Annotated in this window: 28 protein-coding genes; 13 read left to right on the plus strand and 15 right to left on the minus strand. The window is 59.6% G+C overall.

Features of this window, described 5'->3' with window-relative positions; genetic code table 11:
- On the minus strand, window positions 1-2142 hold a 2142-nt coding region (locus tag PMI21_RS04290), incomplete at its 3' end, for an NADP-dependent isocitrate dehydrogenase (RefSeq protein WP_007941116.1).
- Window positions 2143-2648: 506 nt separating this feature from the next.
- On the opposite strand from PMI21_RS04290, the gene icd reads away from it, so the two are divergent.
- On the plus strand, window positions 2649-3905 hold the full coding sequence (gene icd, locus PMI21_RS04285; RefSeq protein WP_007941117.1) for an NADP-dependent isocitrate dehydrogenase: 1257 nt from the start codon (window positions 2649-2651) through the stop codon (window positions 3903-3905).
- A 74-nt stretch (window positions 3906-3979) separates the two neighbouring features.
- Here icd and PMI21_RS04280 read toward each other — a convergent pair whose 3' ends face one another.
- On the minus strand, window positions 3980-4261 hold the full coding sequence (locus tag PMI21_RS04280) for a cold shock domain-containing protein (RefSeq protein WP_007941119.1): 282 nt from the start codon (window positions 4259-4261) through the stop codon (window positions 3980-3982).
- Between the two features lie 225 nt (window positions 4262-4486).
- On the opposite strand from PMI21_RS04280, the gene clpS reads away from it, so the two are divergent.
- Both clpS and clpA read left to right on the plus strand, forming a co-directional pair.
- A complete protein-coding gene (gene clpS / locus PMI21_RS0128310; RefSeq protein ID WP_015094394.1) occupies window positions 4487-4849 on the plus strand; it encodes an ATP-dependent Clp protease adapter ClpS in 363 nt (120 codons plus the stop codon).
- A gap of 30 nt (window positions 4850-4879) precedes the next feature.
- The gene (gene clpA / locus PMI21_RS04275) at window positions 4880-7150 is read left to right on the plus strand and encodes an ATP-dependent Clp protease ATP-binding subunit ClpA (RefSeq protein ID WP_007941120.1); all 2271 of its coding nucleotides are present in this window, start codon (window positions 4880-4882) and stop codon (window positions 7148-7150) included.
- A 222-nt stretch (window positions 7151-7372) separates the two neighbouring features.
- Here clpA and infA read toward each other — a convergent pair whose 3' ends face one another.
- The 4 genes from infA to trxB form a co-directional block, all read right to left on the minus strand.
- Window positions 7373-7591 carry a translation initiation factor IF-1 gene (gene infA, locus PMI21_RS04270; RefSeq protein ID WP_002553999.1) on the minus strand — a complete coding sequence of 73 codons (219 nt, stop codon included), beginning with the start codon at window positions 7589-7591 and terminating at the stop codon, window positions 7373-7375.
- 100 nt (window positions 7592-7691) lie between these two features.
- Window positions 7692-8399 carry an arginyltransferase gene (locus tag PMI21_RS04265; RefSeq protein ID WP_007941121.1) on the minus strand — a complete coding sequence of 236 codons (708 nt, stop codon included), beginning with the start codon at window positions 8397-8399 and terminating at the stop codon, window positions 7692-7694.
- A gap of 87 nt (window positions 8400-8486) precedes the next feature.
- Window positions 8487-9167, minus strand: a complete 681-nt coding sequence (gene aat / locus PMI21_RS04260; RefSeq protein ID WP_007941122.1) for a leucyl/phenylalanyl-tRNA--protein transferase — start codon at window positions 9165-9167, stop codon at window positions 8487-8489.
- A gap of 68 nt (window positions 9168-9235) precedes the next feature.
- A complete protein-coding gene (trxB, locus tag PMI21_RS04255; RefSeq protein WP_007941123.1) occupies window positions 9236-10195 on the minus strand; it encodes a thioredoxin-disulfide reductase in 960 nt (319 codons plus the stop codon).
- A gap of 306 nt (window positions 10196-10501) precedes the next feature.
- On the opposite strand from trxB, the gene PMI21_RS04250 reads away from it, so the two are divergent.
- The 6 genes from PMI21_RS04250 to cysG all read left to right on the plus strand — a co-directional run bounded on the left by PMI21_RS04250 (window position 10502) and on the right by cysG (window position 18066).
- Window positions 10502-12907 carry a DNA translocase FtsK gene (locus PMI21_RS04250; protein ID WP_019580089.1) on the plus strand — a complete coding sequence of 802 codons (2406 nt, stop codon included), beginning with the start codon at window positions 10502-10504 and terminating at the stop codon, window positions 12905-12907.
- A gap of 68 nt (window positions 12908-12975) precedes the next feature.
- On the plus strand, window positions 12976-13599 hold the full coding sequence (gene lolA / locus PMI21_RS04245) for an outer membrane lipoprotein chaperone LolA (RefSeq protein WP_007941125.1): 624 nt from the start codon (window positions 12976-12978) through the stop codon (window positions 13597-13599).
- Window positions 13600-13678: 79 nt separating this feature from the next.
- Window positions 13679-15001, plus strand: coding sequence for a replication-associated recombination protein A (locus tag PMI21_RS04240; protein WP_007941126.1), 1323 nt, complete (start codon window positions 13679-13681; stop codon window positions 14999-15001).
- Window positions 15001-15375: a fluoride efflux transporter CrcB gene (crcB, locus tag PMI21_RS04235; RefSeq protein ID WP_007941127.1), complete on the plus strand. Its 375-nt coding sequence runs from the start codon at window positions 15001-15003 to the stop codon at window positions 15373-15375. The genes PMI21_RS04240 and crcB overlap by 1 nt, the downstream gene beginning before the upstream one ends.
- A 15-nt stretch (window positions 15376-15390) precedes the next feature.
- On the plus strand, window positions 15391-16671 hold the full coding sequence (gene serS / locus PMI21_RS04230) for a serine--tRNA ligase (protein ID WP_007941128.1): 1281 nt from the start codon (window positions 15391-15393) through the stop codon (window positions 16669-16671).
- The gene (gene cysG / locus PMI21_RS04225) at window positions 16672-18066 is read left to right on the plus strand and encodes a siroheme synthase CysG (RefSeq protein ID WP_007941129.1); all 1395 of its coding nucleotides are present in this window, start codon (window positions 16672-16674) and stop codon (window positions 18064-18066) included.
- Between the two features lie 62 nt (window positions 18067-18128).
- Here the strand turns inward: cysG and PMI21_RS04220 are convergent, their stop codons facing one another.
- The 8 genes from PMI21_RS04220 to PMI21_RS04185 form a co-directional block, all read right to left on the minus strand.
- Window positions 18129-19130, minus strand: coding sequence for a glutathione S-transferase family protein (locus PMI21_RS04220; protein WP_007941131.1), 1002 nt, complete (start codon window positions 19128-19130; stop codon window positions 18129-18131).
- Between the two features lie 90 nt (window positions 19131-19220).
- Complete coding sequence (locus tag PMI21_RS04215) at window positions 19221-20222, minus strand: glycosyl transferase family protein (RefSeq protein WP_007941132.1); 1002 nt, start codon at window positions 20220-20222, stop codon at window positions 19221-19223.
- Window positions 20219-20554: a TusE/DsrC/DsvC family sulfur relay protein gene (locus PMI21_RS04210; RefSeq protein WP_007941133.1), complete on the minus strand. Its 336-nt coding sequence runs from the start codon at window positions 20552-20554 to the stop codon at window positions 20219-20221. Before PMI21_RS04210 ends, PMI21_RS04215 begins: the two co-directional genes overlap by 4 nt.
- The gene (tusB, locus tag PMI21_RS04205) at window positions 20551-20844 is read right to left on the minus strand and encodes a sulfurtransferase complex subunit TusB (RefSeq protein WP_007941134.1); all 294 of its coding nucleotides are present in this window, start codon (window positions 20842-20844) and stop codon (window positions 20551-20553) included. Before tusB ends, PMI21_RS04210 begins: the two co-directional genes overlap by 4 nt.
- Entirely contained in the window at window positions 20844-21206 is a 363-nt protein-coding gene (gene tusC / locus PMI21_RS04200; protein WP_007941135.1) for a sulfurtransferase complex subunit TusC, read from the minus strand. The genes tusB and tusC overlap by 1 nt, the downstream gene beginning before the upstream one ends.
- A gap of 1 nt (window position 21207) precedes the next feature.
- Complete coding sequence (gene tusD / locus PMI21_RS04195) at window positions 21208-21600, minus strand: sulfurtransferase complex subunit TusD (protein WP_007941137.1); 393 nt, start codon at window positions 21598-21600, stop codon at window positions 21208-21210.
- 86 nt (window positions 21601-21686) lie between these two features.
- Window positions 21687-22016 carry a DUF6388 family protein gene (locus PMI21_RS04190; RefSeq protein WP_007941138.1) on the minus strand — a complete coding sequence of 110 codons (330 nt, stop codon included), beginning with the start codon at window positions 22014-22016 and terminating at the stop codon, window positions 21687-21689.
- An 18-nt stretch (window positions 22017-22034) separates the two neighbouring features.
- On the minus strand, window positions 22035-22283 hold the full coding sequence (locus PMI21_RS04185) for a hypothetical protein (protein ID WP_007941139.1): 249 nt from the start codon (window positions 22281-22283) through the stop codon (window positions 22035-22037).
- A gap of 147 nt (window positions 22284-22430) precedes the next feature.
- Here PMI21_RS04185 and PMI21_RS04180 point away from each other — a divergent pair, with 147 nt between their 5' ends.
- Window positions 22431-22781, plus strand: coding sequence for a hypothetical protein (locus tag PMI21_RS04180; RefSeq protein WP_007941140.1), 351 nt, complete (start codon window positions 22431-22433; stop codon window positions 22779-22781).
- Between the two features lie 134 nt (window positions 22782-22915).
- Here PMI21_RS04180 and PMI21_RS04175 read toward each other — a convergent pair whose 3' ends face one another.
- Window positions 22916-23344: a GNAT family N-acetyltransferase gene (locus PMI21_RS04175; protein ID WP_007941141.1), complete on the minus strand. Its 429-nt coding sequence runs from the start codon at window positions 23342-23344 to the stop codon at window positions 22916-22918.
- Between the two features lie 129 nt (window positions 23345-23473).
- On the opposite strand from PMI21_RS04175, the gene PMI21_RS04170 reads away from it, so the two are divergent.
- The 3 genes from PMI21_RS04170 to PMI21_RS04160 all read left to right on the plus strand — a co-directional run bounded on the left by PMI21_RS04170 (window position 23474) and on the right by PMI21_RS04160 (window position 25586).
- Window positions 23474-24067 carry an NUDIX domain-containing protein gene (locus PMI21_RS04170; RefSeq protein WP_007941142.1) on the plus strand — a complete coding sequence of 198 codons (594 nt, stop codon included), beginning with the start codon at window positions 23474-23476 and terminating at the stop codon, window positions 24065-24067.
- A 155-nt stretch (window positions 24068-24222) separates the two neighbouring features.
- On the plus strand, window positions 24223-24762 hold the full coding sequence (locus PMI21_RS04165; protein ID WP_007941143.1) for a kinase inhibitor: 540 nt from the start codon (window positions 24223-24225) through the stop codon (window positions 24760-24762).
- Between the two features lie 5 nt (window positions 24763-24767).
- Window positions 24768-25586, plus strand: coding sequence for a helix-turn-helix transcriptional regulator (locus PMI21_RS04160; protein ID WP_007941145.1), 819 nt, complete (start codon window positions 24768-24770; stop codon window positions 25584-25586).
- Window positions 25587-25695 lie beyond the last annotated feature (109 nt).

Here is a 25695-nt window from a genome sequence, read left to right on the forward strand (position 1 = left end):
CCCGCCGATGTCCACTGGCTTGCCCTGAACGGCATTGAGCTCGGCAACGATGGTTGCTTCGTTCGCGGTCAGGGTTTTGGCCAGTTCGCCGAACTGCGCTTGCAGTGCAGCGTCTTCAGTCTGGGCGGCCAGGGCCTGAGCCCAGTACAGCGCCAGGTAGAAGTGGCTGCCGCGGTTGTCGATGTTGCCGACTTTGCGCGATGGCGACTTGTTGTTGTCGAGGAACTGGCCGGTGGCCTGATCCAGGGTCTTGGCCAGCACCAGCGCCTTAGGGTTGTTGTAGGTAACACCCAGATGCTCAAGGGAGGCGGCCAGGGCCAGGAACTCGCCCAGGGAATCCCAGCGCAGGAAGTTTTCTTCCAGCAGCTGTTGAACGTGCTTCGGTGCCGAACCGCCAGCGCCGGTTTCGAACAGACCGCCACCGTTCATCAGCGGCACGATCGACAGCATTTTGGCGCTGGTGCCCAGTTCCATGATCGGGAACAGGTCAGTCAGGTAGTCGCGCAATACGTTGCCGGTCACCGAAATGGTGTCCTTGCCTTCGCGAGTGCGTTCCAGGGTGAACTTCATCGCCTCGACTGGCGACATGATGCGGATGTCCAGGCCGGAAGTGTCGTGATCCTTCAGGTAAGCCTGAACTTTCTCGATCACTACGCCATCGTGGGCGCGCATTGGGTCCAGCCAGAAAATCGCTGGAGTGCTGCTTGCGCGAGCACGGTTGACGGCCAGTTTGACCCAGTCCTGGATCGGCGCGTCTTTGGTCTGGCACATGCGGAAGATGTCGCCGGATTCAACCGACTGTTCCAGCAGCAGGGTGCCTTTGCTGTCGGTGACGCGAACAACGCCGTTGGCCTTGATCTGGAACGTCTTGTCGTGCGAGCCGTACTCTTCGGCTTTTTTCGCCATCAGGCCAACGTTTGGCACGCTGCCCATGGTGGTCGGATCGAAGGCGCCGTTTGCCTTGCAGTCTTCGATCACCGCCTGGTAGATGGTGGCGTAGCAGCGATCCGGGATCACGGCCTTGGTGTCGTGCAGCTGGCCGTCGGTGCCCCACATCTTGCCTGAGTCACGGATCATCGCCGGCATCGAGGCGTCGACGATGACGTCGCTCGGCACGTGCAGGTTGGTGATGCCTTTGTCGGAGTTGACCATGGCCAGCGAAGGACGAACGGCGTAGACCGCCTGGATGTCCGCTTCGATCTGTGCTTGTTGCTCGGCTGGCAGGGCTTTGATGCGGGCGTACAGGTCGCCGATGCCGTTGTTCAGGTTGAAGCCGATCTGCGCCAGCACGTCAGCGTGCTTGGCCAGTGCGTCTTTATAGAACTCGGCAACGATCTGGCCGAACATGATTGGGTCGGAGACCTTCATCATGGTGGCTTTCAGGTGAACCGACAGCAGCACGCCTTTTGCCTTGGCGTCTTCGATTTCCGCGGCGATGAACGCACGCAGAGCATTTTTGCTCAAGACGGCGCAATCGAGGATCTCACCGGCTTGTACGGTGGTTTTTTCTTTCAGGACGGTGGTGGTGCCGTCTTGAGCGATCAGTTCGATTTTGACAGCGTCAGCAGCGTCGATCAGGGCGGCTTTTTCGCTGCCGTAGAAATCGCCGGTGCTCATGTGAGCCACGTGGGACTTGGAGTCCTTGGCCCAGGCGCCCATTTTGTGCGGGTGCTTGCGCGCATAGTTCTTGACCGACAGCGGTGCACGACGATCGGAGTTGCCTTCGCGCAGAACCGGGTTTACGGCGCTGCCCTTGATCTTGTCGTAACGGGCCTTGGCTTCTTTGTCGGCGTCGCTGGTTACGGTTTCCGGGTAGTCCGGCAGTGCGTAGCCCTGGGCTTGCAACTCTTTGATCGCAGCCTGCAGTTGCGGAACCGAAGCGCTGATGTTCGGCAGCTTGATGATGTTGGCTTCAGGTGTAACGGCCAGGTCGCCCAGTTCGGCGAGGTGGTCGGCTACCGCTTTGTCGCCCAATTGCTCGGGGAAGCTGGCCAGAATGCGCCCTGCAAGAGAGATATCGCGGGTTTCCACGGCGATATCAGCGGAGGCGGTGAAAGCCTCTACGATAGGCAACAGTGAATAGGTGGCGAGGGCTGGGGCTTCGTCGGTGAAGGTATAGATGATCTTCGAGCGGGTGGGCATATTCGGATTAACTCTCTCTTCTTTGCTAAAGCGTGCACAGAAACTCGAGGGGCGCCGGGTAAGCGCGTTCGTTCAAAGTCATCCATGAGCCGAATGTCGAGGTTTCTTTGCGGTGATGTTGGGTGCATCGGTCGAGCGTCAAGCGGGTGGACTGCGGTAACAATCCTGCTTTTTCGGGCCCGGGATCTCGGCTACATTTGCAGTGGCAGAGCGGTCGGCCGTCGTGACTCTGTGGTCAGCGGCGGCATTATACATAGGTAGCTGGCAATCTGCCGATGCTTCATAGGTAACGATTTTCGTCCATTGGTCTAAAGGTCGCAGGAAGGCGTGGGGCGTAGAGTCATCCATCGTGCTTGAGTTTGGCGCTTTTCCCTTTGCTTTCAGGCTTGTACGTCACGAACTGTGCAGCTTTGCGGCAGATGGGCGGAACATAGGGTTTGCGCGCCGATTTAACTGGGGTACGCTCGGACCAAGCCAGATGTTCAATCCAAACAATGGAGTTCAGCATGGGATACAAGAAGATTCAGGTTCCAGCCGTCGGCGAAAAAATCACCGTCAACGCGGACCATTCTCTCAATGTTCCTAACAACCCGATCATTCCCTTCATCGAAGGCGATGGTATTGGCGTTGATATCAGCCCGGTCATGATCAAGGTTGTCGATGCTGCTGTTAAGAAGGCTTACGGCGGCGAGCGCAAAATTTCCTGGATGGAAGTCTACGCCGGGGAGAAAGCGACTCAGGTTTACGATCAGGACACCTGGCTGCCTCAGGAAACCCTGGATGCGGTCAAGGATTACGTGGTTTCCATCAAGGGCCCTCTGACCACGCCGGTCGGCGGTGGCATCCGTTCCCTGAACGTGGCGCTGCGCCAGCAACTCGACCTGTATGTGTGCCTGCGCCCGGTGCGCTGGTTCGAAGGTGTGCCGAGCCCGGTCAAGAAGCCAGGCGACGTCGACATGACCATCTTCCGCGAAAACTCGGAAGACATTTATGCCGGTATCGAATGGAAGGCCGGTTCGCCGGAAGCGACCAAGGTCATCAAGTTCCTTAAAGAAGAAATGGGCGTCACCAAGATCCGTTTCGATGAAAACTGCGGTATCGGCGTCAAGCCGGTCTCCCTGGAAGGCACCAAGCGTCTGGCGCGCAAGGCCCTGCAGTACGTGGTCGACAATGACCGCGACTCGCTGACCATCGTGCACAAAGGCAACATCATGAAGTTCACCGAAGGTGCCTTCAAGGAATGGGCCTACGAAGTGGCCGCCGAAGAGTTCGGCGCGACCCTGCTCGACGGCGGTCCGTGGATGCAGTTCAAGAACCCGAAAACCGGCAAGAACGTCATCGTCAAGGACGCCATCGCCGACGCCATGCTCCAGCAGATCCTGCTGCGCCCGGCCGAGTACGATGTGATCGCGACCCTGAACCTCAACGGCGACTACCTCTCCGACGCCCTGGCGGCGGAAGTGGGCGGTATCGGTATTGCGCCGGGTGCTAACCTGTCCGACACCGTGGCCATGTTCGAAGCTACCCACGGTACTGCGCCGAAGTACGCCGGCAAGGACCAGGTCAACCCGGGTTCGTTGATTCTGTCCGCTGAAATGATGCTGCGTCACATGGGCTGGACCGAAGCGGCCGATCTGATCATCAAAGGCACCAACGGTGCGATTTCCGCTAAAACCGTGACCTATGACTTCGAACGTCTGATGGATGGCGCGAAACTGCTGTCGTCTTCCGCGTTTGGTGATGCGCTGATCTCGCATATGTAAGCCGCATATGTAAGCGAGTAGGCACAAAAAAACCGCCTTCGGGCGGTTTTTTTATGACTGGATGACGGGTTGCGTCAGCTCGACACTGTTTCTTGCTGGATGGCAGGTGCGGTCTGTCCGTGCGGGGAGGTGGTAGACGCGATCTTTACTGCATGCAACCCTTTGGGGCCCTGAACGATCTCAAAGCTAACGATTTGCCCGGCCTTGAGGGTCTTGTATCCATCCATTTCAATGGCTGAATAGTGGGCAAAGAAATCGATTTCTTTTCCGGTCTCGTCACGACCTTCTCTGGCGTCGGTATTAATGAAGCCGAACCCCTTGGCATTGTTGAACCATTTCACCTTACCAACTGACATACCCAACTCCCTCTGCAACAGACTCCATCACTGGAGTATCATCCAGTTCATCCGCAGTCTAATCTTGAATACAGGATTGACTCCGCGGACCTTTTTTACCCACTGTGGGCTCTATTGGTTGTAACACCGTTTTCCCGATAGTCAAGGTGACCGGGTAGTCGGAGTTGAAATCGTCGATGGGCGCCCCCACCACTGTATTTGCACAACTGACGAACCTTTCTTTCCATGCATGCAATCAGCCAGATTCGACTAACATTCAATCAGGATCGCCCTGATTTACACGACGACGATTCCGCAGGCATTGCTGTTCAGGAGGCTAAGCCTGCTTTACAGGCGCCGCCTATGTACAAGGTGGTTTTGTTCAACGATGACTACACACCGATGGATTTCGTCGTCGAAGTGCTCGAGGTGTTTTTTAACCTGAATCGCGAGCTGGCGACCAAGGTCATGCTGGCCGTCCATACAGAAGGACGGGCAGTATGTGGAGTGTTTACCCGCGACATCGCCGAGACCAAGGCCATGCAGGTCAACCAGTACGCCAGGGAAAGCCAGCATCCGCTACTCTGTGAAATCGAGAAGGACGGTTAATCGCCGACCACTTGGGTATGAGGTGAAGCTATGTTAAACCGCGAGCTCGAAGTCACCCTCAATCTAGCCTTCAAGGAGGCTCGTTCGAAACGTCATGAATTCATGACCGTCGAACACCTGCTGCTGGCCCTATTGGATAATGAGGCTGCCGCTACCGTTTTGCGTGCCTGCGGCGCAAACCTCGACAAACTCAAGCATGACCTGCAGGAGTTCATCGACTCCACCACGCCATTGATCCCCTTGCATGACGAGGATCGTGAAACCCAGCCAACCCTGGGCTTCCAGCGTGTACTGCAACGTGCTGTCTTTCACGTACAGAGCTCGGGCAAACGCGAAGTGACTGGCGCCAACGTGCTGGTCGCGATCTTCAGTGAGCAAGAGAGTCAGGCAGTGTTTCTGCTGAAACAGCAGAGCGTTGCGCGCATCGATGTCGTCAACTACATCGCCCATGGCATCTCCAAAGTGCCAGGGCATGGCGATCACTCTGAAGGTGAACAAGATATGCAGGACGACGAGGGCGGTGAGTCTTCTTCTTCAGGCAATCCTCTGGATGCTTATGCCAGCAACCTCAACGAACTCGCGCGCCAGGGTCGTATCGATCCGTTGGTGGGTCGTGAGCTCGAAGTCGAGCGCGTCGCGCAGATTCTGGCGCGTCGTCGCAAAAACAATCCGTTGCTGGTGGGCGAGGCGGGCGTGGGTAAAACCGCGATTGCCGAAGGCCTGGCCAAGCGCATTGTCGACAACCAGGTGCCGGACCTGCTGGCCAACAGCGTGGTGTATTCCCTCGATCTGGGGGCTTTGCTGGCCGGAACCAAATACCGCGGCGATTTCGAGAAGCGCTTCAAGGCGTTGCTCAATGAGCTGAAAAAACGTCCGCAGGCGATCCTGTTCATCGACGAGATCCACACCATTATCGGTGCGGGCGCTGCGTCCGGCGGCGTCATGGATGCCTCGAACCTGCTCAAGCCATTGTTGTCGTCGGGCGATATTCGCTGCATCGGCTCGACCACGTTCCAGGAATTCCGCGGGATCTTCGAGAAGGACCGTGCTTTGGCCCGGCGCTTCCAGAAGGTCGATGTGTCGGAGCCTTCGGTGGAAGACACCATCGGCATCCTGCGTGGCCTGAAAGGGCGTTTCGAGCTCCATCACAACATCGAATACAGTGATGAAGCCCTGCGCGCCGCCGCCGAACTGGCCTCGCGTTACATCAATGACCGGCACATGCCGGACAAGGCCATCGACGTCATCGACGAGGCGGGCGCCTATCAGCGTCTGCAGCCGGTCGAGAAACGCGTGAAACGCATCGAAGTGCCTCAGGTCGAGGACATCGTTGCGAAAATCGCGCGAATTCCGCCAAAACACGTCACCAGCTCCGACAAAGAACTGCTGCGTAACCTTGAGCGTGACCTGAAGCTTACGGTGTTCGGCCAGGATGCGGCGATCGACTCACTGTCGACCGCGATCAAACTGTCCCGTGCCGGCCTCAAGTCGCCTGACAAGCCTGTCGGTTCGTTCCTGTTCGCAGGCCCGACTGGTGTCGGTAAAACCGAAGCTGCGCGGCAGCTGGCCAAGGCGTTGGGGGTCGAGCTGCTTCGCTTTGACATGTCCGAGTACATGGAGCGCCATACCGTATCGCGTCTGATCGGTGCGCCTCCAGGCTATGTCGGGTTCGACCAGGGCGGTCTGCTGACCGAAGCCATCACCAAGCAGCCTCACTGCGTGCTGTTGCTCGATGAAATCGAGAAGGCGCATCCGGAAGTCTTCAACCTGCTGTTGCAGGTCATGGACCACGGTACGCTGACCGATAACAACGGGCGCAAGGCGGATTTCCGTAACGTGATCGTCATCATGACGACCAACGCCGGTGCCGAGACCGCGGCGCGTGCTTCGATCGGTTTCACCTATCAGGACCACTCGTCCGATGCGATGGAAGTGATCAAGAAGAGCTTCACGCCAGAGTTCCGCAACCGTCTGGACACCATTATCCAGTTTGGTCGCCTCAGTCATGAGGTCATCAAAAGTGTGGTGGACAAGTTCCTTACCGAACTTCAGGCGCAGCTGGAAGACAAGCGTGTGCAGCTGGAAGTGACTGACGCTGCACGCAGCTGGCTGGCGGCGGGTGGCTACGACACGGCAATGGGCGCTCGACCAATGGCGCGCTTGATTCAGGACAAGATCAAGCGTCCGCTGGCGGAGGAGATTCTCTTTGGCGAACTGGCCGACCATGGCGGTGTGGTGCACATCGACGTCAAGGACGGCGAGCTGACCTTCGAGTTCGAGACCACGGCTGAAATGGCCTGACGTTAACCGCAACAAAGCAAAAGGCGTCGAAAGGCGCCTTTTTGCTGTCTGCCAGATTGATCGTTCCCACGCGCAGCAAAGGAATGCAGCCAGGGACGCTCTGCGTCCCAAGAGCCGAACGCGGAGCGTCCGTTGAGGCATTCCCACGCAGAGCGTGGGAGCGATCGGTATTCCGCGCAAACAAAAACGCCCGGCATAGCCGGGCGTTTTGTATTGACTTGATTAGCGAGCGCGGTAGGTGATGCGCCCTTTGCTCAAGTCATAGGGCGTCAGCTCGACGCGCACTTTGTCGCCGGTAAGAATACGAATGTAGTTCTTGCGCATCTTGCCGGAGATATGCGCGGTTACGACGTGCCCATTTTCCAACTCCACACGAAACATGGTGTTGGGCAGGGTGTCGACGACAGTGCCTTCCATTTCGAAGCTGTCTTCTTTCGACATGCAGTAAAGCCCTCGGTGTCCAATGAATGGCCCGGTGCAACTGCGCCAGGCAAAAGCGGCGTGCATTGTGCCCGAAAAGTGGGGTTTAAGCCAAGGGGTTCTAGCTCAGGATGACCCAGCGTTGATTAATCAGCAGTTCGATAGGGCGATATTGGGTCTTGTAGCTCATTTTTTTGCAGTTTTTGATCCAGTAGCCGAGATAGACCGCTTCCAGCCCCAGGCGCCGGGCTTCGGCAATCTGCCAGAGAATCGCGTAACGCCCCAGGCTGCGACGCTCCTCGCCGGGCTCGTAGAAGGTGTACACCGCTGACATGCCGTTGGGCAGCAAGTCGGTGACGGCCACCGCCACCAGTCGGCCTTCGAGACGAAATTCGTAGAAGCGGGAGAACGGCAGGTCACGCACCAGGAAGGTCGAGAACTGGTCGCGACTCGGCGGATACATATCGCCGTCGGCGTGGCGTTGTTCGATGTAGCGCTGATAGAGGTCGAAATACTCCTCGCTGAACTTGGGCCGGGCCGGGCGTACCTGCAAGTCGGCATTGCGTTTGAGAATGCGTTTCTGCTGACGGTTGGGGGTAAATTGCGCCACAGGAATGCGCGCCGGTACGCACGCATTGCAATGCTGGCAATGGGGCCGGTAGAGATGATCGCCACTGCGACGAAAGCCCATTTCCGACAGATCTGCGTAGACATGCACATCCATGGGCTGACTGGGATCGAGGAACAGCGTAGTGGCCTGCTCCTCGGGCAGATAACTGCAAGAGTGGGGCTGAGTGGCATAGAACTTCAAACGCGCCAACTCGGTCATGATCAACCCTCGGGATAAACTTTTGATAAGGGGGCGTGCTCAATTCGTCTCCCCGCATTAAGTGTAAGCCACGCGCGCGAATGTCGCTCAGCAAACCCAGGTGGCACGACCGGGTTGATCCAGGTGCCGCGCAAGGTAGCCGGCAAACTCGGTGCGGGGAATCGCTCGGGCGCCCAGGCTGTGCAGATGATCGGTAGGCATCTGGCAATCGATCAGCACAAAACCTGAGTCTTTCAGATGTCGCACCAGCGTGGCAAAGCCATATTTGGAGGCGTTGTCGGCGCGGCTGAACATCGACTCACCGAAAAACAGCTGCCCCATGGCCAGGCCGTAGAGCCCGCCGACCAGCACGCCATCGTCCCAGACCTCCACCGAATGGGCGTAGCCGCGCCTGTGCAGTTCGATGTAGGCGTCCTGCATCGCTTGGGTGATCCAGGTGCCGTCAGCGTACTCGCGTGGTGCGGCGCAGGCGCGGATGACCGCGACAAAATCCCGATCGAAGGACACTTGATAGCGTTGCTGGCGCAGCAGTTTGTTCAGGCTGCGAGAGACATGCAGTTCGTCGGGAAACAGTACTGTGCGCGGATCCGGCGACCACCAGAGAATCGGCTGGCCTTCCGAGAACCATGGAAAGCAGCCGTGGCGATAAGCCTGAATCAGACGGTCGGCAGACAGATCGCCGCCCGCGGCCAGCAACCCGTTGGGGTCGCGCATGGCTTTTTCCAGTGGCGGAAAGGTCAGGGTGTTGCGTTGTAACCAAGTCAGCATGGCATCCGGGCTTGCAGAAGGGGAGGGCGGTGGCGGACCTATAAGCCCGCCAGATAGAAGGTTAACCGTCAAACGCCGGGAATGTCATCGAGATACTTCTCGGCATCCAGCGCAGCCATGCAGCCGGCTCCGGCAGAGGTCACCGCCTGACGGTAGACGTGGTCGGCCACGTCGCCGGCGGCGAACACGCCCTGGATGTCGGTGGCGGTGGCGTCGCCTTCGCTGCCGCCCTTGACCAGCAGATAGCCGTTGCGCATCTGCAGCTGGCCCTGGAACAGGTCGGTGTTGGGTTTGTGGCCGATGGCGATGAACACGCCGGCCAGCGACAGTTCAGCGGTTTCGTCGGTATGGCTGTGACGCAGGCGGGCGCCGGTCACGCCGCTGGCGTCACCGAGTATTTCGTCCAGGTTCTGGTTCCAGTGCAGGCGGATATTGCCGTTGGCGGCTTTTTCGAAGAGCTTGTCCTGCAGGATCTTCTCCGAACGCAGTTTGTCGCGACGGTGAATCAGATGAACCTCCTTGGCGATGTTCGACAGGTACAGGGCTTCTTCCACCGCGGTGTTGCCGCCGCCGACCACCGCGACCACCTGGTTGCGATAGAAAAAACCATCGCAGGTGGCGCAGGCCGAAACCCCTTTGCCGGCAAAGGCTTCTTCCGATGGCAGCCCCAGGTATTGGGCCGAAGCGCCGGTGGCGATAATCAGCGCGTCGCAGGTGTAGGTGCCGCTGTCGCCGATGAGCTCGAACGGGCGCTGTTGCAACTTGGCGGTATGGATGTGGTCGTAAACGATCTCGGTGTCGAAGCGTTCGGCGTGTTTCTGCATGCGTTCCATCAGTACCGGGCCGGTCAGGCCTTCGACGTCGCCGGGCCAGTTGTCGACTTCGACGGTGGTGGTCAGCTGGCCACCTGCCTGTATGCCGGTAATGACAACGGGTTTGAGGTTGGCGCGAGCGGCATAAACGGCTGCGCTGTAACCGGCAGGGCCGGAACCCAGAATGATCAGGCGGGAATGCTTCGCTTCACTCATAAAAACACCTCATAAGCCTTTGTCACAAAAGAGAATGCATGCTCAAATTGGACGGCGCGTATTGTGCTGTTGGCTATGCTGGAGCCAAGGGTCTCAAGCATGGCATTGGGCGAACAAACCCGTACAATGCCTGCTTGTAACAGTGTTTGTATCAAAAAAGCGCTGCGTGCCGTATTTCGAAAAACCGGGGCACAGTGTTAAAAGTAGTCCCGGTTGGGACTGTTAACTTTTTTACCTGCCTGGATTGGGCAGTTTTTATAGTCATTCAACAGATGGACGCGCCAAGGGCGCAGGAAAAGAAGCGTTTTGAAGAAATCCACCGCAGCACCTAAAACAGTCGTTCCGCTCTGGCGCCAGCAATTGCACTACCGGCTCAAGGAAGGTGCATTGATCGCCATCGGCGCCTTGTGCCTGTTCCTGATGATGGCCTTGTTGACCTATGGCAAGGACGATCCGGGCTGGAGCCATAACAGCAAGATCGACGATGTACAGAACTTCGGCGGGCCTGCCGGCTCTTACAGCGCCGACATTCTGTTCATGGTCCTGGGTTACTTCGCCTACATTTTCCCGCTATTGCTGGCAATCAAGGCCTATCAGATCTTCCGCCAGCGCCACGAGCCATGGCAGTGGAGCGGCTGGCTGTTTTCCTGGCGCCTGATCGGCCTGGTGTTTCTGGTGCTGTCGGGCGCGGCGCTGGCCCATATCCATTTCCATGCGGCGACCGGTCTGCCGGCCGGCGCGGGCGGCGCTTTGGGTGAAAGCCTCGGCGATCTGGCGAAGAATGCGCTGAACATCCAGGGCAGCACGCTGCTGTTCATCGCGCTGTTTCTGTTCGGCCTGACGGTATTCACCGACCTGTCGTGGTTCAAGGTGATGGACGTCACCGGCAAGATCACCCTCGATTTGTTCGAATTGTTTCAGGGCGCGGCCAATCGCTGGTGGGCAGCCCGTACCGAACGCAAGCAACTGGTCGCCCAATTGCGTGAAGTCGACGATCGTGTGCATGACGTGGTTGCGCCAACCGTTACCGACAAACGTGAGCAGGCCAAGGTCAAGGAACGCCTGATCGAGCGCGAGCAGGCCCTGAGCAAGCACATGTCCGAGCGCGAAAAACAGGTGCCGCCGGTGATTGCTCCCGCGCCGCCCAAACCGGCCGCTCCGAGCAAGCGCGTGGAAAAAGAGAAACAGGCGCCGTTGTTCGTCGACAGCGCCGTGGAAGGCACCTTGCCGCCGATCTCGATTCTCGACCCGGCGGAAAAGAAACAACTCAATTATTCGCCTGAATCCCTGGCGGCCGTCGGCCACTTGCTGGAAATCAAGCTCAAGGAATTCGGCGTCGAAGTATCGGTGGATTCGATTCACCCGGGCCCGGTCATTACCCGTTACGAAATCCAGCCTGCCGCCGGGGTGAAAGTCAGCCGTATTGCCAACCTGGCGAAAGACCTGGCCCGTTCCCTGGCCGTGACCAGTGTGCGTGTGGTGGAAGTGATTCCGGGCAAGACCACGGTCGGTATCGAGATCCCCAACGAAGACCGACAGATCGTGCGCTTCTCCGAGGTCTTGTCGACTCCCGAGTACGATAACTTCAAGTCCCCGGTCACCCTGGCCCTGGGTCATGACATCGGCGGCAAACCGGTCATCACCGACCTGGCGAAAATGCCCCACTTGCTGGTAGCCGGTACGACCGGTTCCGGTAAGTCGGTGGGTGTGAACGCGATGATCCTGTCGATTCTGTTCAAGTCGGGCCCTGAAGACGCCAAGCTGATCATGATCGACCCGAAAATGCTTGAGCTGTCGATCTACGAAGGCATCCCGCACCTGCTGTGTCCGGTGGTCACCGACATGAAGGACGCCGCCAACGCCTTGCGCTGGAGCGTCGCCGAGATGGAGCGGCGCTACAAACTGATGGCGAAGATGGGCGTGCGTAACCTGTCGGGCTTCAACGCCAAGGTCAAGGAAGCCCAGGACGCCGGTGAGCCGTTGAGCGATCCGCTGTACAAGCGCGAAAGTATCCACGACGAGGCGCCGCTGCTGCAGAAGCTGCCGACCATCGTCGTGGTCGTGGACGAATTCGCCGACATGATGATGATCGTCGGCAAGAAGGTTGAAGAACTGATCGCCCGTATCGCGCAGAAGGCGCGTGCGGCGGGCATCCACTTGATCCTCGCGACCCAGCGTCCGTCGGTGGATGTGATCACCGGTTTGATCAAGGCGAACATCCCGACCCGTATGGCGTTCCAGGTATCGAGCAAGATCGATTCGCGGACCATCATCGACCAGGGCGGCGCCGAACAACTGCTGGGCCACGGTGATATGTTGTACATGCCGCCGGGCACCAGTCTGCCGATTCGTGTTCACGGCGCATTCGTGTCCGATGACGAGGTGCACCGGGTGGTTGAAGCCTGGAAACTGCGCGGCGCGCCGGAATACAACGATGACATCCTCGCCGGTGTCGAAGAGGCTGGTAGCGGCTTTGAAAACGGCGGCGGTGGCGGTGAAGATGATGCCGAAACCGACGCGCTCTACGACGAAGCGGTGCAGTTCGTCCTGGAAAGCCGTCGCGCGTCCATCTCTGCGGTCCAGCGCAAGCTGAAAATCGGCTACAACCGCGCGGCGCGCATGATCGAAGCCATGGAAATGGCCGGGGTCGTGACGTCCATGAACACCAACGGTTCGCGTGAAGTCCTGGCCCCTGGCCCGGTGCGCGACTGATCCGGTTTTGAAAAGGGCGGCGTCTTGAGGCGCCGCCCGCACTCCCACGAATGTTTATGAGGACTCCCATGCGTCTTATCCGCATGTTGTTGCTGCCGGTACTGGCTTTGACCACGCTCTCGGCCCACGCCGATGACAAGGACGTGGCGCGTTTGACTCAACTGCTGGAAAAATCCCAGACCCTGTCGGCACATTTTTCGCAGCTGACCCTCGATGGCAGCGGCACTCAGTTACAAGAAACAGCGGGGGAAATGTCCTTGCAGCGCCCCGGCCTGTTCTACTGGCACACCAACGCGCCGGCCGAGCAAACCATGGTATCGGATGGTAAGAAAGTGACCCTGTGGGACCCGGATCTGGAACAGGCCACCATCAAGACCCTCGACCAGCGCCTGACCCAGACCCCGGCGTTGCTGCTGTCTGGTGATGTGTCCAAGATCAGCCAGAGCTTCGACATCAGCGCCAAGGAAGCCGGTGGCGTGATCGACTTCACCCTGAAGCCGAAAACCAAGGACACCCTGTTCGACAGCCTGCGCCTGTCGTTCCGCAATGGTCTGGTCAATGATATGCAAATGATCGACAGCGTCGGCCAGCGCACCAATATCCTGTTCACCGGCGTGAAGGCCAACGAGCCTATCCCGGCCTCCAAATTCAAGTTCGACATCCCCAAGGGTGCGGACGTGATCCAGGAGTAAGACGCAGGACCACAGGGATTGTGGTGTTTAGTGCTTTGACTGATCGGCATCAGGACCCAGTGAGGTTTCATAAGTAGTGATGGACCTGTTTCGCAGCGCCCCGATTGCTCAGCCCCTGGCCGCCCGTTTGCGTGCGGCCAATCTGGACGAGTACGTCGGTCAGGAACACGTGCTCGCTCGCGGCAAGCCTTTGCGTGAAGCCCTGGAGCAGGGTGCCCTGCACTCGATGATTTTCTGGGGGCCACCGGGCGTGGGTAAAACCACCCTGGCGCGACTGCTGGCGGAAGTCTCGGATGCGCACTTCGAAACGGTTTCGGCAGTGCTGGCCGGGGTCAAAGAGATTCGTCAGGCGGTGGAAGTCGCCAAGCAGCAGGCCGGGCAGTACGGTAAACGCACCATCCTGTTCGTCGACGAAGTGCATCGCTTCAACAAGTCCCAGCAGGATGCGTTCCTGCCGTACGTTGAAGACGGCACGCTGATTTTCATCGGCGCGACCACGGAAAATCCCTCGTTCGAACTCAATAACGCGCTGTTGTCCCGGGCGCGCGTCTATGTGCTCAAAAGCCTCGACGAAGCCGCTCTGCGCAAGCTGGTGCATCGCGCGCTGACCGAAGAGCGCGGGCTGGGCAAGCGGCAACTGACCCTCAGCGACGAAGGCTTCCAGATGCTGCTGTCCGCCGCCGATGGCGATGGCCGGCGTCTGCTCAACCTGCTGGAAAACGCCTCGGACCTGGCCGAAGACCACAGCGAAATCGGCGTCGACCTGCTGCAAAGCCTGCTCGGCGACACCCGTCGGCGTTTCGACAAGGGCGGCGAAGCCTTCTACGACCAGATCTCCGCGCTGCATAAATCGGTGCGCGGTTCCAACCCCGATGGCGCGCTGTACTGGTTCGCGCGAATGATCGACGGCGGCTGCGACCCGCTGTACCTGGCCCGGCGCGTGGTGCGCATGGCCAGCGAAGACATCGGCAACGCCGACCCCCGCGCCCTGAGCCTGTGCCTGGCAGCGTGGGAAGTGCAGGAGCGCCTCGGCAGCCCCGAAGGCGAGTTGGCGGTGGCCCAGGCCATTACGTACCTGGCTTGCGCGCCGAAGAGCAACGCGGTGTACATGGGCTTCAAGGCCGCGATGCGCAGCGCTACCGAGCATGGTTCGCTGGAAGTACCACTGCACCTGCGCAACGCGCCGACCAAGTTGATGAAGCAATTGGGCTATGGCGACGAATACCGCTATGCCCACGATGAACCGGATGCCTACGCCGCTGGCGAAGATTACTTCCCGGATGAGCTGGAGCCACAACGGTTCTATCAACCCGTGCCCCGCGGCCTGGAGCTGAAGATCGGCGAAAAGCTCAACCACCTCGCGCAGCTTGACCGTCTAAGCCCCCGACAGCGGAGAAAATAGTGATTCCCTTGATTGTTGCGGTTTCTGTCGGCGGTGTCGCCGGTACGCTGTTGCGCTTCGCCACCGGTAACTGGATCAACGCGAATTGGCCGCGGCACTTCTATACCGCGACGCTGGCCGTTAATATCGTGGGCTGTTTGCTGATCGGCGTTCTATACGGCCTGTTTTTGATTCGCCCGGAGGTATCGTTTGCGGTGCGCGCCGGGTTGATCGTCGGCTTCCTCGGGGGGCTGACGACTTTTTCATCCTTTTCACTGGATACGGTGCGCCTGCTGGAAACCGGGCAAGTGCCGCTGGCCCTGGGCTATGCGGCCATCAGCGTATTCGGCGGGCTGCTCGCCACCTGGGCTGGCCTGTCCTTGACCAAACTTTGATAACGAGAAACCGACATGCTCGATTCCAAACTGTTACGTAGCAACCTTCAGGACGTAGCGGACCGCCTGGCATCCCGTGGCTTCGCCCTGGATGTCGTGCGCATCGAAGCGCTGGAAGAACAGCGCAAGACCGTCCAGACCCGTACCGAAGCACTGCAGGCTGAACGTAACGCGCGCTCCAAATCCATCGGCCAGGCCAAGCAGCGCGGCGAAGACATCGCGCCGCTGATGGCAGACGTCGAGCGCATGGCGGGCGAGTTGAGCGCCGGTAAAGTCGAGCTGGACGCGATCCAGACCGAGCTGGATTCGATCCTGCTGGGCATCCCGAACCTGCCGCACGAATCGGTGCCGGTTGGCGATGACGAAGAAGGCAACGTTGAAGTGCGCCGTTGGGGCACGCCGAAGGCTTTCGATTTCCCGGTTCAGGACCACGTGGCCCTGGGCGAGAAGTTCGGCTGGCTGGACTTCGAAACCGCCGCCAAGTTGTCCGGTGCCCGTTTCGCCCTGCTGCGTGGCCCGATCGCTCGTCTGCACCGTGCGCTGGCGCAGTTCATGATCAACCTGCACATCAACGAACACGGTTACGAAGAGGCTTACACCCCGTACCTGGTGCAGGCGCCTGCGTTGCAGGGCACCGGTCAGCTGCCGAAGTTCGAAGAAGACCTGTTCAAGATCAGCCGCGACGGCGAAGCCGATCTGTACCTGATCCCGACCGCTGAAGTGTCGCTGACCAACATCGTGGCCGGCGAAATCGTCGACTCCAAACTGCTGCCGATCAAGTTCGTGGCGCACACGCCGTGCTTCCGCAGTGAGGCCGGTGCTTCGGGTCGCGACACTCGCGGGATGATCCGTCAGCACCAGTTCGACAAAGTCGAGATGGTCCAGATCGTTGAGCCGTCGACTTCGATGGAAGCGCTGGAAGGCCTGACCGCCAACGCTGAAAAAGTCCTGCAACTGCTGGAGTTGCCATACCGTACCCTGGCGCTGTGCACCGGCGACATGGGCTTCAGCGCGGTCAAGACCTACGACCTGGAAGTGTGGATTCCGAGCCAGGACAAGTACCGCGAGATTTCGTCGTGCTCCAACTGTGGCGATTTCCAGGCCCGCCGCATGCAAGCGCGTTTCCGCAACCCGGAAACCGGCAAGCCTGAGCTGGTGCACACCCTGAACGGTTCCGGCCTGGCGGTCGGTCGTACCCTGGTGGCGGTACTTGAGAACTATCAGCAGGCCGACGGTTCGATCCGTGTGCCTGAAGTGCTCAAGCCGTACATGGGTGGCCTTGAGGTCATCGGCTAAATGGACTATCTGCCGCTGTTTCATAACCTTCGCGGCAGTCGTGTGTTGGTCGTCGGCGGGGGGGAGATTGCCTTGCGCAAATCCCGCCTGCTGGCCGAGGCCGGTGCGCTGCTGCGAGTGGTCGCGCCCGAAATCGAACCGCAGTTGCGTGAGCTGGTGGCCGGCAGCGGTGGCGAATGCCTGCTGCGTGGCTACGTCGAGGCGGATCTGGACGGTTGCGGGCTGATCATCGCCGCCACCGACGACGAACCGCTGAACGCGCAAGTCTCCGCCGATGCCCATCGGCGTTGCGTGCCGGTCAACGTGGTGGACGCGCCGGCCCTGTGCAGCGTGATCTTCCCGGCGATCGTCGACCGTTCGCCGCTGATTATTGCCGTGTCCAGTGGCGGCGATGCGCCGGTGCTGGCGCGGTTGATTCGCGCCAAGCTGGAAACCTGGATTCCTTCCACCTACGGTCAACTGGCCGGTCTGGCGGCGCGTTTCCGCAACCAGGTCAAAGGCCTGTTTCCGGACGTGCAGCAGCGTCGGGCGTTCTGGGAGGATGTGTTCCAGGGCCCGATTGCCGACCGGCAACTGGCCGGGCAGGGCGCTGAGGCCGAGCGCTTGATGCTGGCGAAAATCAATGGCGAGGCACCTGTAGCCACCGGCGAGGTTTATCTGGTGGGCGCCGGGCCGGGTGATCCCGACCTGTTGACCTTCCGCGCCTTGCGCCTGATGCAGCAAGCCGACGTGGTGCTGTATGACCGTCTGGTGGCGCCGGCGATTCTGGATTTGTGCCGTCGCGATGCCGAGCGGGTCTACGTCGGCAAGCGCCGCGCCGATCACGCCGTGCCTCAGGAACAGATCAACCAGCATCTGGTGGATCTGGCCAAGGCTGGCAAGCGGGTGGTGCGCTTGAAGGGCGGCGATCCGTTCATTTTCGGGCGTGGCGGCGAAGAGATCGAAGAACTGGCGGCCCATGGCATCCCGTTCCAGGTCGTGCCGGGCATTACTGCCGCCAGCGGCTGCGCGGCGTATGCCGGGATTCCGCTGACTCACCGCGATTACGCGCAGTCGGTGCGGTTTGTCACCGGGCACCTCAAGGACGGTTCCACCGATTTGCCGTGGGCCGACCTGGTCGCGCCGGCGCAAACCCTGGTGTTCTACATGGGGCTGGTGGGCTTGCCGATCATCTGCGAGCAGTTGATCAAGCACGGTCGCGCGGCCGATACCCCGGCGGCGTTGATCCAGCAGGGCACCACGGTCAATCAGCGGGTGTTTACCGGCACGCTGGCCGACCTTCCACGGCTGGTGGCGGAGCATGAAGTGCATGCGCCGACACTGGTGATCGTCGGGGAAGTGGTGCAACTGCGCGAGAAACTGGCGTGGTTCGAAGGGGCTCAGGCGCAGGTCTAGAGACCGAGTCGCCGCTCCACATGATCGTTCCCACGCAGAGCGTGGGAACGATCAATCAGCTGTCAGGCCTTGCGCCAAACCCCTTTCCCGCTCAACCGCCCCCGATCATGGGTCACGGTGAAATCCTGCGCCGGCCCTTTCGGCACGACCCCGGTCGGATTGATGGTCTTGTGGCTGCCGTAGTAGTGGTTCTTGATGTGGGTGAAATCCACCGTTTCGGCAATTCCCGGCCACTGATAAATCTCCCGTAGCCAGTTCGACAGGTTCGGATAATCGGCAATTCGCCGCAGGTTGCATTTGAAGTGGCCGTGATACACCGCATCAAAACGAATCAGGGTGGTGAACAGGCGGATATCCGCTTCGGTCAGGTATTCACCCGTCAGGTAACGGTTGGCGCCCAGCAGCTGTTCCAGCTGATCCAGCTCAGCAAACAACTCATCGAACGCTTCTTCATAAGCCTGTTGCGAGGTGGCAAACCCGGCGCGATAGACGCCGTTGTTCACCGTCGGATAAATCCGCTCGTTCAGGGCATCGATTTCGCTGCGTAGCGGTGCCGGGTAGAAATCCAGGTCATTGCCGGTCAAGTCATCGAACGCGCTATTGAACATGCGGATGATCTCCGCCGATTCATTGTTGACGATGCGGTTGGTCTGTTTGTCCCAGAGCACCGGCACGGTGACGCGGCCGGTGTAGGCGGCGGTATCGGCGGTGTAGCGCTGGTGCATGAAATTGAAATGATCGAGCTTGTCGCCGGTCGATCCCAGGTTTTTGTCGAAGGTCCAGCCGTTTTCCAGCATCAACCAGCTGACCACTGACACGTCGATCAGGCTTTCCAGGCCTTTGAGCTTGCGCAGGATCAGCGTGCGGTGGGCCCACGGGCAGGCGAGGGACACGTAGAGGTGATAGCGACCAGCCTCGGCGGCAAAACCACCGACGCCGCTCGGGCCCGGCTTGCCATCGGCGGTCAGCCAGTTGCGACGCTGCGCCTGTTCACGCTGGAACGCGCCGTCCTTGCTGCTTTGGTACCACTGGTCCTGCCAGCGACCTTCGACTAACAAACCCATTTGCCTGACTCCTCAACCTGTAAACGTTGGAGAGGAGTCTATGCGCATAGGTTCGAACAAAAAGCGCAAAGGTTGGGCGGTTATGATCGATTAAATCGATCGGTCCCGGGCGTCCCAGTACTGCTGGGCGGTTTCGAAGGCTTGTTCGCGGGGCTGGCCGAGGCCGCGCAAGGCCAGGGCCATGGTCGAGATCAGCGCCATTTGCGGGTAGCTGTCGACCACATCGCCACGCCACACGGCTTTCAAGTGCTCCGGGTCCAGGCTCGCCGGTTTGACATGGCGCTGGCTCGACAGCTGTGGCCATTCTTCATCCCAGCTTTCGCCGCCGCTGGTGCCATACAGGTGACTGTCGGCGTCCGGGTTGATCTCAATCTCGCCGCCATCGCCCTTGACGACGATGGCGGTGTCCCCGAGCAGACCGCTGGCATCGCGATGCACCGCCTGGTAGCCGGGGTGGAAAATGCTTTGCAGGCCGCAACGGGCGCCCAGCGGGTTGAGAATCCGCGCCAGGGAGTGGATCGGCGAGCGCAGGCCCAGGGTGTTGCGCAGGTCGATCATTCGCTGAAGCTGCGGGGCCCAGTCCACCAATGGCATGAACGCCAGGCCGCCCTGATCGAGCGCCGCTCCGACCTGTTGCCAGTTGCGGCACAGTGGAATGTTCAGTGTCTCGAGCAGTTGTTCGCTGTACAGCCGACCCGCCGTGTGTGCGCCGCCGCCATGCATGAAGATGCGCACGCCGTTCTGCGCCAGGCACTTGGCCGCCAGCAGATACCACGGCAAATGCCGCTTCTTGCCGGCGTACGTCGGCCAGTCCAGATCGACCGCCAGCGCCGGTGGATTCAGGCGTTCACGCAAGGCTTCGGTGAATCCGGCCATTTCCTCAGCGCTCTCTTCCTTGTGTCTCAACAGCATCAGGAACGCGCCGAGCTGGGTGTCCTCGACCTTGTCGTCGAGCACCATGCCCATGGCTTGGCGGGCTTCGACCCGGGTCAAATCACGGGCGCCGCGTTTGCCTTTGCCCAGGATCCGCACGAATTGGGCGAACGGGTGCTCGGCGGGCGTTTCGAGGGTCAGCGCTGGATAGTCGGTCATAAGCAATTCGTCGGTTTGGGCAGGCCCGCCAGTTTCGCGGCGAGTTTGGCAGGGGTGCCTTTGAACAGTCGGTTCAGGTGCAGGCTGTTGCCCTTGTCGGGCCCGAGTTTCAATGCGGTGTACTTGATCAGCGGGCGGGTGGCCGGGGACAACTGGAACTCGTCGTAGAAACGGCGCAGCAGCTCGAGAATCTCCCAGTGTTCCGGGCTCAACTCGATGTCTTCGGCGGCGGCGAGGGCGGTGGCCACCTCGGTAGACCAGTCGCTCAGTTCGACCAGGAAACCGTCCTTGTCCAGCTCAATGGCGCGGGCGCCAACGGTCAGGGATTTCATAGCCAACTGTTGACCTTGTCATAGTGAGTCGACAGCTCGACGAAGGCTGGGTAATCGATGGCCTTGGCCCAGTCCGGGACTGCCAACGCCCGCGCTTGTACATCTTCGGCCAGCACGAACAGTTTCAGCTGGCGGGCGTGCAGCGCGCTGAACGGCGCGGTGCCTGGCTGCAAGGCATAAGCCGCGTCGCCACTCAGCAACAGCGCATCGTCGGCGCCGATTATGCGCAGGCAACTGGTCAGGCGCTCGTCGCCGAAAGGGGAATGAGACAACACATGCAAAGTCGACATCAGAGGGTGATCACCTGGTCGTAACGGTCAATAAGGACGGTGATGTCCTGGGCGCTCAGCACCCGGGCTTCTGCAAGCGACAGACCGTTAGGGGCCAGACCACGGGCCGCGGCGCTGTCAGCGCACACGAACAGGTCTTCGACGCCAAACATCGGCAAGGCTTGCAGGTTGGCGCTCAGGTCTTTTTGCTGCAACGCCTTGGCGTCCTGTTTCGCAGCGAGCTGGAACACACCGTCATCGAGAAACAGCAGGCCGATCGGCAAGTCGAATGCACCGCCGGCCAATACGATGTCCAGCGCTTCCCGCGCATTCGGCCCGGACCACGGCGCCTGACGGCTGATAATCAGCAAGGATTTAGCCATCTCACGCGCCTCCGAAACAGATCAGGCGGTCAGCGTCCTGCACCGCGTCATGCAACTGGCCAAGGCCGGACAATTCCCACGGAGCACCCACGGCGACCGCTTCACGCTGATAACGCTGGGCTTCTTCCTGGTTCAACACCCCACGGCGCAAGGCCGCGGCAATGCAGACCACGCCATCGAGTTGATGCTCGCTGACAAAATTGCGCCATTGCTTGGGCAAATCCTGCTCATCCTGAGGCGTGACCACGCTGCCGGATGCGTTGTAGACGCCATCCTGATAGAAAAACAGCCGGACAATCTCATGCCCGCCGGCCAGCGCGGCCTGGGCGAACAGCAAGGCGCGGCGCGAGGAGGGCGCATGGGCGGCGGAAAACAGCGCAATGGCGAATTTCATGACGGACTCGATCAGCAAAACTGCGGCCATGATAAAGCTTTATCGGTGGGGCGGCGAAGGGCTTTGGGTAAGTGAGATCGCGACGATTATTTGGTCAGCCCATACAACTCACAATACTCAAGCCAGCCCATGCCGGCCATCTCCGCGACTTCCTTGTGCACCTCCAGGCGTTGGGCGTGATAATCCTCAGGCGTGGCGGCGGTCAATTGCAGTGTCAGCTCCCAGGCAAACAAACCCAGACGCTCCGCTTCGGCTTCGAACGCTTCATGCAAACGCTCGTCGCGGTACTGCGCCACCGTCTCGCCCTTGGCCTGGGCCAACAGTGGATTAAGGTTGTCCAGTTCGACGCGCAGCTCGGGTCGCTGATCGAGAAACTTCTTCAGCGCCTGTTCGTGTTGCTGTTCGGTTGCCGCCATGGTCACTCCTTGAAGGGATTACGAAGACTGCTTTTTGCTCGCCTTGGCAGCTGCGGCCAGGCACTCGAGGGCAAACTGCTCGGTGTAGGTCATCTGGATCGGCGTGGTTTCGCCTTTGACGGTTCTTTCGCCGTCGAGAATGTAACGAATCCGTTTGTCGGTGACGCCAATTCGCTTGGCGATCCAGGCCGGCGTCTGACCGATCTGGCTGATCAGTTTGTCGGCGTAGTCGGTGGACGGTTTGTAGAACTCGGCATTGGGTGTCATGGCTTTCCTGAAAAATGGGCGATGCGACGCTATCGGCGCGACAGGGTGCGCGAATCGTTGCGCGGTGTCGCGGTATAAATGAAGTAAAGCAGAACGATACGCCGCGCCGCGGTGGTACAGTCCGCTTTTTCCTGATGAGCGAACGCAATGCGAATTCTGATGGTGGCGCTGGCCGCAACCTTGCTGGCGGGCTGCGCCGGATCGGCGATGAACGACGCCCGCACCAAAACCCCGTACAAAACCCTGACCTCGGACAAACCGGAAAAAGTCGTTGCCCAGTGCGTGCAGTTTGCCTGGCAGGACGAGGCGGTGTTCGGTGTCGATGCCGGCGCGTATTTGCAGCCGGGCAAGAAGGGCGGCTCGACGGTCTACACCCGTTCGGCCGAGTCTTTCGTGGACGTGACCAGCGATGCTTCAGGCACGGCCTTGAGCTACTACGCCCAGCATGATGATTTTGTCGCCAAGCGCCGTTTGGCGGCGTTGGCGACCTGTTTGTAAGCAAGATCGAAGATCCAGAAAAGATCGCAGCCTCGTTTCACTCGACAGCTGCTACATGGGTTTTGTATTCCCCTGTAGGAGCTGTCGAGTGAAACGAGGCTGCGATCTTTTGAAGGCAACACAAAAATCGAAGCTTACAAATCCATCAAACGCTTCTGGAAAAAGAAGCGCTTGTGGCCCGGCGGGTAATCGGTAATGTGCCCCAGTTCGCTGTAGCCGTGTTTTTTGTAGAACTCCGGCGCCTGGAAGTCGAAGGTGTCCAGCCAGATCCCGATGCACTCTTTCTCCCGCGCCAGGTCTTCGGCCATTTGCATCAGCTTCGAGCCCAGCCCTTGTCCCCGTGCCTGGTCCGGTACCGACAACAACTCAATGAAAAACCACCGGTAAAACACCCGGCCATAAAGCCCGCCGAGAATCTCGTCGTTGTCATCGCGCACCAGCAAGGCAATCTGCTCTGACACCGTGGGCCCAGCCTTTGAGGCGTTGTAGGCGCGCAAGGGGGTAAGGATCGCTTCGCGCTCTTCCTGAGTGGCGTTTTCCGACAGTTCAATTCGCAGGGTCATGTGCTACATCCTTATGGCAGTGAAGGCTGAGCCTATCCCGGTCGCGGCGATTGTTCTATCCCCCTGCACCGGAGAAATCCGTTTTCGCCTAACATGGACGCCCTCTGACGAAAATAAGGATGAATTGTCATGTCGAACACAGCCGAGCGGGTCAACATCATCGAGTCCCAGGTGTTGTCCCACGACTGGTACCTGCTGAAGAAAATTACCTTCGATTACCTGCGCAACAACGGCGACTGGCAGCGCCAGAGCCGCGAGGTCTACGACCGTGGCAACGGCGCGGCGATTCTGCTGTTCAACCGCGAGAAGAAAACCGTCGTGTTGACTCGCCAGTTCCGGTTGCCGGTGTTCGTCAACGGCCATGATGGTTTGTTGATTGAAGTGGCGGCGGGGCTGCTGGAAGGTGCCGCTCCTGAAGAGCGCATTCGTGCTGAAGCCGAAGAAGAAACCGGCTATCGCGTTCACCACGTGCAGAAGGTGTTCGAGTCCTACATGAGTCCCGGTTCGGTCACGGAGAAACTGCATTTCTTTATCGCCGAATACGACGCCTCTTCGAAAGTCAGCGAGGGCGGTGGGCTGGAGGACGAAACCGAAGAACTGGAAGTGCTGGAGTGGAAGTTCGACGACGCCCTTGAGGCGTTTTATCGCGGGGAGATCTGCGATGCCAAGACCATCATGCTGCTGCAGTATGCGGCGATGAAAAATATCTTCGCAGCGGTTTGAACGGGGCATCAACGTTCACGGCACCGCGCTCTTATGATCGCGGTTTGCCTGGATCGAGAGAGCGTTCAGGCACAATGGTCGAGCGTTTCGGCACAGTAATCGCCCAGCGCTCTCTCTAGACTCGTGCTTCACGCCAAGACACCGATGAGGTCACGATGAATATCCGAATTATCCTATCCGCATTGTCCATGGGGGTCGTCCTCACTGGGCACGCTGCCGACTTCTCGCTGACCAGCCAGGATATTGCTGAAAATCGCCCGCTGACCAGTCGCGAGGTGTTCCAGGGCTTTGGTTGCGAAGGGGGTAATACGTCTCCGGAACTGTCCTGGTCCAACGCCCCGGCGGGCACTAAAAGTTACGCGATCACGGTCTACGATCCTGATGCGCCGACCGGCAGCGGCTGGTGGCATTGGACAGTGGCCAACTTACCGGCGTCCACCAGCAGTTTGCCAAGAGGAGTAGGTTCGAACCTGCCTGCTGGTGCAGTGCAGGGGCGAACCGATTATGGCCAGTCGGGATTTGGCGGAGCTTGCCCTCCGGTTGGGGATAAGCCCCATCGCTATCAATTCACCGTATGGGCGTTGAAAGTCGACAAGTTGCCACTCGACAACCAGGCCAGCGGAGCCTTGGTGGGCTATATGCTCAATGCCAACGCCTTGGCCAAAGCGACCATCACTTCAACTTACGGACGTTAAGCACCATGCGCCCTTGTGACGGCATTCAGCACCGGGAAAATATTATCGATGCGTGTGTCATACGGGCGCGGCAGCCTCATACCTTGCAACGGGTGCCGATATTCGCAACCACCTTGTGTCGAGTGCGACAGGGGGAAAAGCTGCTGCAATGGGATGACCGGGAGATGCGCGCAGGGCCGCAACACTTGATCCTTATGCCGGCCGGGCGCGAGCTTGGCATCTCGAACTTCCCCGGTCTTCACGGTCACTACATCGCTGATGTCGTGACCTTTCCCGGCTCGACACTGCGCAACTTCAGCAGTCGATATGGCCGGCAGATCATGAGTGGTCACCGTGCCCCGAAGACAGATCTGTGTGTGCCTCTGGACAGGCATACGACGCAGGCATGGGATCAGTTATTGGCCGCCATCAATGCGAACGCTCCGGATGCATTACGCACCCACTATGGGGAAGCGGTTCTGCTCAGCCTGGGCCTCAACGGCCAGGCCGGACCGCTGTTGATGGATCGCAATGATCCACTGTGCGAACGTGTGCAGCAGTTGCTGATGGGCAGCCCTGAGAGCGACTGGACGGTTGCGAGCGTCGCACAACACCTGAACCTTGGTGAATCGACGTTGCGTCGCCAACTGGCCAATGAGGGGAGCAGCTTCAGGAATATTCTGGAAAGTGTTCGACTTGCAACGGCGCTGCAATGGTTGCAAACCACTTCTCGGCCCATCGGTGAAATTGCCGGTGCCAGCGGCTACGCCTCGGCCTCACGTTTTGCCGTGCGCTTTCGCTCACACTATGGCCTGTCGCCACGGGAATTGCGGGCGGCGATTTAGGTATTCCTGCGCGCTGAGCACTGTGGCGAGGGTAAGCCAAAATACCAGTAAGAAGCCGCGATGCACTCTTTGTAGCAGCTGCCGAAGGCTGCGTTCGGCTGCGTAGCAG

Source organism: Pseudomonas sp. GM18 (assembly GCF_000282195.1).
Lineage (GTDB): Bacteria > Pseudomonadota > Gammaproteobacteria > Pseudomonadales > Pseudomonadaceae > Aquipseudomonas.